This is a genomic window from Hymenobacter agri (assembly GCF_054778495.1).
Genome location: NZ_BAAGZM010000159.1, coordinates 1 through 7,931, shown reverse-complemented (window position 1 = coordinate 7,931; position 7,931 = coordinate 1). Strand labels below are relative to the sequence as shown.

Sequence of the window (7,931 nt, the reverse complement as noted above, 5' to 3'; positions counted from 1 at the left end):
CCGCGCAGCTGGCCGCCGTGCATGCCGAACTGGGCAAGTTCTACGGCATCACGGGGGCGCCGCGCTTGCAGGGGCGCTACTACTGGCCGCGCAGTATTCCGCAGTTCGACCAGGCCATTGTGGGCGCGCACGCCGCTGCCGAAATGCTGGCCGCCGAGCGTATTCTGGCCGTGGCCAACTGGCGCGCCGGCGTGAGCGTGCCCGACTGCATCAGCTACGCTCGCAACACGGCGGAAACGCTGCGCCTGGTGAAGTAATGAGTAGGTATTGAGCAGAAACAGAACGTCATGCTGCGCTTGCCGAAGCATCTCTACCGCTTCGTCCGGGTTCGCTCAACGAGGGCGGTAGAAACGCTGCGCTCCGCTCAGCATGACGGGCCAATTCTTCATGTCGCATTCCTCATTCCCCATTAGGCGCAGCGTTCTGTGCAGCTTCGAGAAGGCAAAGCCTATCTTTGGGGCCAATTTGTCAGCTATGAGCGAAGGTCTGGTTCTAATCCCCACGTACAATGAGCGCGAAAACGCGGAGCTCATCATCCGCAAGGTGATGGCGTTACCGCGAGCTTTCGACGTGCTGATTATCGACGACGGTTCGCCCGATGGCACCGCCGCCATCGTGCGCGGGCTGATGGCCGAATTCCCGAACCGACTATTTCTGGAAGAGCGCAGCGGCAAGCAGGGCCTGGGCACGGCCTACATCCACGGCTTTCGCTGGGCGCTGGCCCACGGCTACGAGTACGTGTTCGAGATGGACGCCGACTTCTCGCACAACCCCGACGACCTGCTGCGCCTGCACGACGCCTGTGCCGTGGAGGGCTACGACCTGGCCATCGGCTCGCGCTACATTCAGGGCGTGAACGTGGTGAACTGGCCCATGTCGCGGGTGCTGCTCTCTTACTTTGCCTCGGGCTACGTGCGCCTCGTGACGGGTATGCCCATCCGCGACGCCACGGCGGGCTTCAAGTGCTACACGGCTCGCGTGCTACGCGCCATCGACTTGCAGAACATCCGCTTCGTGGGCTACGCGTTTCAGATTGAGATGAAATGGCTGGCCTACCAGCTCGGTTTCCGCATCAAGGAAGTGCCCATCATCTTCACCGACCGCACCCGCGGCACTTCCAAAATGAGCAAAGGCATCGTGGAAGAAGCCTTTTTCGGCGTGCTGCAAATGAAGGTGAGCAGCTGGTTCAGCCCCCTGAAACGGGCGGCGTAGGACGCTTACCTACCTTAATAACAGTAAGAACGTCATGCTGAGCGCAGTCGAAGCATCTCTACCGCAGCAGTAACTAATTACGTTGCCCGGTAGAGATGCTTCGACTGCGCTCAGCATGACGCCGGAGGCTACTGCTTCACCTTCGGCGGCTCGGCGGCGCCGGCATTCACGCCGGCATCGGGGGCGGCGCCGGTGTTGAGCAGGTCAATCAGGTTGAGGGGCTCGAACTCGGTCGAATCGGAAGGCTGCACGGTGCGGGTCGTATCCGGCCGCGCCGAGAACGACATGTACTGCCGGGCCGGGCCGCTGAGCGAGAGCGAATACGGCAGGTTTTCGCGGTCGTTTTCGCTGATGAGGCCGCGCGTGAGCATGATGTCGGCAATGAGGCGGAAGAAGTAGCGCGTGCTGCGGCGTAGGTCGCCGTAGGCATCGAAGGAATAGCGCGCAAACTTGGGCTTAGGGATGATGCTGGCCAGGTACAGGCTCTCGGGCAGGTTCAGCTCGCTGGGGCGCTTGCCGTAGTAGAACAGGGCCGCATCTTTCACGCCGTACACGCCGCGCTTGCCGCTGGGCCAGCGGTACTTGCTCGGGCCCCACTCAATGATGTTGAGGTAGACCTCGAACATGCGCTGCTTGCTGGCCAGGCCGGTGTTTTCGATGAGCCACACCATCAGGGCCTCCTCGATTTTGCGGGCCACGGTTTTCTGACGGGTCAGAAACACGTTTTTCACTAGCTGCATCGAGATGGTACTGCCGCCACGGGCAAAGCGCCGCTCCTTGATGTTCTGGATGGCCGACTTCACAAACGCCTGCTCCATGAAGCCGTGGTGCGAGAAAAAGCGCGGGTCCTCGGCGGTGGTAATGGCGTGGATGAGGTAGGGCGACACGTCGTTGTAGGGCACGAAATCGGGATTCTGCGGCCCCACGGCGAAGGTGCGCACCGAGTCGCCCTTGTCGTTGTACACGGTTTGCAGGAAGGGCGTGTTCAGCTTGTTCAAATCCTCCTCGCCGAAGCGGGTGAGGCGGAAATTCTTGCCCCGCAGGCTCGAATCAAACTTGAGGCTGTCCACGTTGGCCATGTCGAGGCTGGCGCTGAGGTGGTAGCGCAGCGTGCCCGTGCCCTGCGTGCCCCGGATTTCGTCGAAAATACCGGTGGGCAGCGAGTTGAAGAAGTCGTTGGCTTCGGTTTCTTCCGAGGTAATGTTCAGGTTGATGGCCCGGCTGGGCTTGGTCCAGATAGCAATTTCGGGGTTGAGCACGATTTTATTCACCGTGATGCGGCTGCCCTTTTCCAGGGCCAGCGTGCCGCGGCCCAGCGTGGCCACGAAGTCGAGCGCGCCACGCTTCACCTCAATCTCGTTGGCGGCCAGCTTGGGGTGGTAGAGGCTGAAGCCGCGCGCCGCCAGCGAGCCGCGCACGGTGAGGCGGCCGCCGGTATCGTCGTCGTCGAACTCCTTGCCATCGACGCGTACCAGCACCGTGTCGAAGCTCACCAGCGCACCGAAGCGCTTGGGCACGTAGGGCAGCTGCACCGAGCCGCCCACCCCGAACACCCGCGCCGTGAGGGCGTAATCGCCGGGCTCGATGTGCCCGCTCACGCCTAGTTGGTTGGCCAGCGAGTCGACGGTGGCCGTCATGCGGCCCGAAATGTCGCCGTCTTGAATTTTCAGCTCGGGCAGGCGTAGCACGGCCGAGTGACGCGGGCTCTCGAAGCTCACGAAGAAGTTCTGGAAGCTGGCCTCGCCGGGCACGTTGTCGAACACCGTTTCGAGGGCCTGGTTTAGCAGCAGGCCGTAATTGGTGCCTTTGGAATTATCGCGCGCTACTGCCGGGTTGGCCTTCTTCTTAATCAGGAAGCCGTAATTGTCGGAAGTCTCGGTTTTGCGGGCCGTGAGGCGGGCCGTCACAATCTGCAAATCGCTGAACACGGGGCGTCCGGCAAACAGCGAGCGCACGCTCAGGCTGGCCTGCAGGCGGCGGGCGGTGAGCAGCGTATCGGTGGGCGTGGCGCGGGGCACCAGGCTCATCCCCTGAATCTCAACCGTTTTGAAGCCGGCAAACCGGGCCGGGCCCAGCGTCAGCGTTACGGGGTATTTGCGCTCAACTTTCTCTTTCACAAGGGCCAGGGCCGAAGTAAGCAGCTGCTGGCGCTTCCACTGAAACACGGCCAAAGCCAGGAGCACCACGGCCACGAGGCCGCTGGCGATGCCAATGAGAAGACGCTTGGTCGAAGGAGGTATGCGCACGGAAATCAGTCAGGTGGATTGGCTTAGCCAATGCCAAAGGTAAGAAAAGGGCGGCGGGGTTTGGCCCCGCTTAACGCAAAAGCCCAAACGCAAGTGCCACGGTGGCCGGAATGGCCCGCCCGCCGGCTGCGCATGTTACGCTTAGGTTAAATAACGGTGTACTCGGGTTGCCGGAAGCATCGTGGCGCCCGGCGGGCTGGTTTTCGGGCGGCCCGGGCCCGCGCTGCCCGCTATTTTTGTGCCATGCCCAGCCCCCTCCTCGCCCTCTCGCCCCTCGATGGGCGCTACGCCCGCGCCACCGCGCCCCTGGCCTCCCGCTTCTCCGAAATGGCCCTGATACGCTACCGCGTGCTGGTCGAAGTCGAATACTTCATTGCCCTGGCCGAGTTGCCGCTGCCCCAGCTGGAAGCCGTGCCGGCCGATGTATTCCCGGCCCTGCGCGGCCTCTACGAGAACTTTGCGGAGGCCGACGCCGAGGCCATCAAAGCCCATGAGGCCATCACCAACCACGATGTGAAAGCCGTGGAATACTGGCTGCGCGATGAGTTTACCAAGCTCGGGCTGGCCGATTTTATCGAGTTCATTCACTTCGGCCTGACGTCGCAGGACGTGAACAACACGGCCATCCCGCTCAGCTTCCGCGATGCGCTGATGGGCGTGCTGCTGCCGGCCTACGCCCAGGTACGCAACGCCCTGGCCACCCGCGCCCAGGAGTGGGCCGCCGTGCCCATGCTGGCCCGCACCCACGGCCAGCCCGCCTCACCCACGCGCCTGGGCAAGGAGATTGAGGTATTCGTGGCCCGGCTCGACGCGCAGGTGGCGCTGCTGGCCCAGGTGCCGTTCGGGGCGAAATTTGGCGGCGCCACCGGCAACTTCAACGCCCACTTCGCCGCCTACCCGGGCACCGACTGGCACGCCTTCGCCGCCACTTTCGTGAACGAGCGGCTGGGCCTGCACCGTTCCTTCCCCACCACCCAGATTGAGCACTATGACCACCTGGCGGCCCACTGCGACGCCCTCAAGCGCCTCAACACCATTCTGATGGACCTGGCCCGCGACGTGTGGCAGTATATCTCGCTGGGCTATTTCAAGCAAACCATCAAGGCCGGTGAAGTTGGCTCGTCGGCCATGCCGCACAAGGTGAACCCCATCGACTTCGAAAACGCCGAGGGCAACCTGGGCGTGGCCAACGCCCTGCTCGAGCACTTTGCCGCCAAGCTGCCGGTTTCCCGCCTGCAGCGGGATTTGACGGACTCGACGGTGCTGCGCAACCTGGGCGTGCCGCTGGGCCACATCCTCATCGCGCTGGGGGCGTTGCAGCGCGGCCTGGGCAAGCTGGCCCTCGACCAGTCGGCCTTGGAAAAAGACTTGGAAGCCAACTGGGCCGTGGTGGCCGAGGGCATCCAGACCATTCTGCGTCGCGAGGCCTACCCCGACCCTTACAACGCCCTCAAAGCCCTGACGCGCACCGGCGAGGCCATTTCGGCCCAGAGCATCGGGGCGTTTATTGACGGGTTGAATGTAAGCGAGTCGGTGAAAGCGGAATTGCGCGGCATCACGCCGCACCGCTACGTGGGGCGGTAGGCAAGTTGACAGGCTGGTATTTTAATGCGTCATTCCTTTCCGTAATTGCCCCATGCGCCTTCTGCTACACCTGTTTTTCGCGGCCGCCTTTCTACTCGATGGCGGTTTTGGCACCTGCTCTTCCTGCCGCACTCTGCCCCCACCGACCCCGCCCAGCATCATGAGCTGGGACGCCGCCGGGATTTCGTGGTGGTCGGCTGCGGTGAGCGGCCGGCGGCTGCCCACCACAGCCGGGCTCACCGGCACGGGCGGCACCACGATGACACCGGCCCCGACCATTATTCCTACTCTTGGGCTGACGGTACCCCTCGCCGTGGGCACCTATGTGCTCAATGCATCGTCCGAAGCCTCGGCCCAGTACGAAGTATTCGATGGCACCATCCGCCGCCAGTACTACGCGGGCGCCCAGGCTGGTGCGCTGGTGGGCAGTGGCACCATCGTGGTCACCAACCTCTCAACCAATCAGATTTCGGGCACTTTCGAGTTCACCGCCATCGACGGTAGCACCGGCGCCACCCAAGCTGTAAGCAATGGCGCCTTCGCCGTCAATCTGTAAGCGAAGCCGATACTGAGCTTGAGGCCGCACATGAAAGCTGCATGAAGACTGCGGCGGGAAAGACTCTATATTGCAGATGCGATATAGCGCCCTTCCCACCGATGCCCGACGCCCAGCCCCTCCTCGTTCCACTGCCTCAGCAGCAGCAGCCTACCGCCGCCCAGGAATGCCGCATTGCGGAAGCCGTCGCAACCGTAGCGCCGCACGCCGACCTGCACCCCGGCGTCACCATCATTGCCAATCTGCTGCTCGACCGCGTCGAGTACATGTCGGCGCGCGGCCTGCACCAGCTCGAAACTACCCAGGAAGCCATTCGGGCGCTGGGGTCGGGCTACTGGACTGAATATTTCAACCCCGCCGACGCTGAGGACTACCTGCCCAAGGTGTTCGAGATGATTCAAAGCCCCGACCCTTGGGCCGTTACCAGCGTGTTTCAGCAGGTGCGCATCGGGCCGGGCCGCAGCTACCGCTGGCACCTGAGCGCCACGCGGGTGCTGCTGCGCGACGAGGACACCGGGCAGCCGCTGCTGCTGGTCACGAATTCCATTCCGGTCGACCCCATCCACCACGTCACGCACAAGGTGAGCCGGCTGCTGGCCGAGAACAATTTTCTGCGCCAGAATGCGGCCCGTTTCGGCCAGCTCACCCAGCGCGAGCGCGAGGTGCTGCGCCTGCTGGCGCTGGGCCACTCGGCCCCGGAAATTGCCGGGCAGCTCTTTATCTCGGCCCAAACGGCCGAAACCCACCGCCGCAACCTGCGCCGAAAGCTGGGTGCCTCCACCACGTTCGAGCTAAGCGAATACGCCCGCGCCTTCGACCTGATTTAGGCAGGCAGGCCCGTTTTTCGGCGGCTCTCCCAGTGGCATGCTGTTGCTGGCATGCGCAGGCAGCCGCTTTGGCCTAACTGCTTTGCCCGCGGCTGGCGGCCGCCGTGGTATGTTTGCCATCCTAACCCACGTTCCACATTTTTGCTTTCCCATGTTTTCACGCTCGCTGCGGCAACCGGCCGCTTTGCTCCTGCTCACCACCCTCGCCGCCTGCTCATCGAGCAAGAAAGACGACCCCAAACCCGACCCGGCAGGCATCAGCTGGACGGTAGATGGCGGTATGGTGAGCACCACGACCACGCAGTCGCAGCAAAGCAACGGCCTTATTTCGATTGCCGGCACGGTGGCCAACGGCGGCGCTTCAAGCTACCTGTCGCTGCAAATACCTAACGCCGTGGGCACGTACACCTTCGGTTCATCGTCGCTGGCTTCGGCCACATACAGCACCACGTCGGGCTCCAACACAACCGTGTATTATGCCGGGCCGCTGCCCCTCAGCACCGGGCAAACCGTCATCGGCTCGGGCACTATCGTGGTCACGTCGCTCACGGCCACCAATGTGAAAGGCACCTTTACCTTCAGCGGCAACAATATCAATTCCAACACCTCCAAGGCCATCACCAACGGCACGTTCAACGTCGGGCTGTAGGCTGATTTCCGGGCTTGACAAGCCGCCGTCGCTCCCCCGGGCGGCGGCGGCTTTTTTCAGGGGCGGGCCTGCCTGTTACTTTTACCGATTCAACCGCCCACCTGCCCCGTGCCCCAGCTCTCCGATACCGTCGTTCACCCCGACTGCCGCCACTTCCGCGGCGACCTGCCTTGCCGCCCCAACAAAACCCACGGCTACGTGTGCGAGGGCTGCCCCGTGTATGCGCCCGTGACCAGCCGGATTCTGATTATCAAGCTCGGGGCCATTGGCGACGTTATTCGGACCACGCCGCTGCTGCGCCGCCTGCGCCAAGAGCGGCCGGGTTGCTACATCACCTGGCTCACCCTCACGCCCGCCATTTTGCCTCAGGGCGAGATTGAGGAGATTCTGAAATTTGATTTTGCCAGCGCCCTGCAGCTGCAGGGTCGCGAGTTCGATGTCGCCATCAACCTCGACAAGGAGAAAGAGGCCTGCGTGCTGCTGAACAACATCACCGCTAAGGAGAAATTCGGCTACGCCCTGCGCCCCTACGACGGCGTGGCCTGGCCTGTGAACGAGCTGGCCGCCCACAAATTTCTCACCGGCATCTTCGACCAAACCAGCCAGGCCAACACCAAGCCCTATGTACAGGAAATCTTCGAACTCTGCGGCTTCGATTTCCGGGGTGAAGAGTACGTGTTCGACACCCACGACGACAAGGGCTACGACTGGAGCCAACTGCCCGCCGCCCGCCCCCGCATCGGCCTCAACACCGGCTGCGGCGACCGTTGGACCACCCGCCTCTGGAGCACCGACAAGTGGATTGAGCTCATCCGCGGCCTGCAAGCCGCCGGCTACACGCCCGTGCTGCTGGGCGG

Annotated in this window: 7 protein-coding genes and 1 pseudogene; 7 read left to right on the top strand and 1 reads right to left on the bottom strand. The window is 63.2% G+C overall.

Annotated elements, in window-relative coordinates:
- Positions 1–257, top strand: a pseudogene (locus ACYVDE_RS10090) (protoporphyrinogen oxidase); the annotation flags it as partial.
- A gap of 217 nt (positions 258–474) precedes the next feature.
- The gene (locus tag ACYVDE_RS10085) at positions 475–1,212 is read left to right on the top strand and encodes a polyprenol monophosphomannose synthase (protein ID WP_460501383.1); all 738 of its coding nucleotides are present in this window, start codon (positions 475–477) and stop codon (positions 1,210–1,212) included.
- Between the two features lie 128 nt (positions 1,213–1,340).
- On the opposite strand, the gene ACYVDE_RS10080 is transcribed toward ACYVDE_RS10085, so the two are convergent.
- Complete coding sequence (locus ACYVDE_RS10080) at positions 1,341–3,458, bottom strand: transglycosylase domain-containing protein (RefSeq protein WP_460501382.1); 2,118 nt, start codon at positions 3,456–3,458, stop codon at positions 1,341–1,343.
- A 243-nt stretch (positions 3,459–3,701) separates the two neighbouring features.
- Here ACYVDE_RS10080 and purB point away from each other — a divergent pair, with 243 nt between their 5' ends.
- From purB to ACYVDE_RS10055, 5 genes are all read left to right on the top strand, one after another.
- A complete protein-coding gene (purB, locus tag ACYVDE_RS10075) occupies positions 3,702–5,042 on the top strand; it encodes an adenylosuccinate lyase (protein WP_460501381.1) in 1,341 nt (446 codons plus the stop codon).
- 52 nt (positions 5,043–5,094) lie between these two features.
- Positions 5,095–5,598, top strand: a complete 504-nt coding sequence (locus ACYVDE_RS10070) for a DUF6252 domain-containing protein (protein ID WP_460501380.1) — start codon at positions 5,095–5,097, stop codon at positions 5,596–5,598.
- A 101-nt stretch (positions 5,599–5,699) separates the two neighbouring features.
- Positions 5,700–6,425 (top strand): response regulator transcription factor, encoded by a 726-nt coding sequence (locus ACYVDE_RS10065; RefSeq protein WP_460501379.1) that lies wholly within the window; start codon positions 5,700–5,702, stop codon positions 6,423–6,425.
- A gap of 151 nt (positions 6,426–6,576) precedes the next feature.
- Positions 6,577–7,074 (top strand): DUF6252 domain-containing protein, encoded by a 498-nt coding sequence (locus ACYVDE_RS10060; protein ID WP_460501378.1) that lies wholly within the window; start codon positions 6,577–6,579, stop codon positions 7,072–7,074.
- A gap of 108 nt (positions 7,075–7,182) precedes the next feature.
- Positions 7,183–7,931: glycosyltransferase family 9 protein (locus ACYVDE_RS10055; protein ID WP_460501377.1), on the top strand; the 749-nt coding region annotated here is incomplete at its 3' end.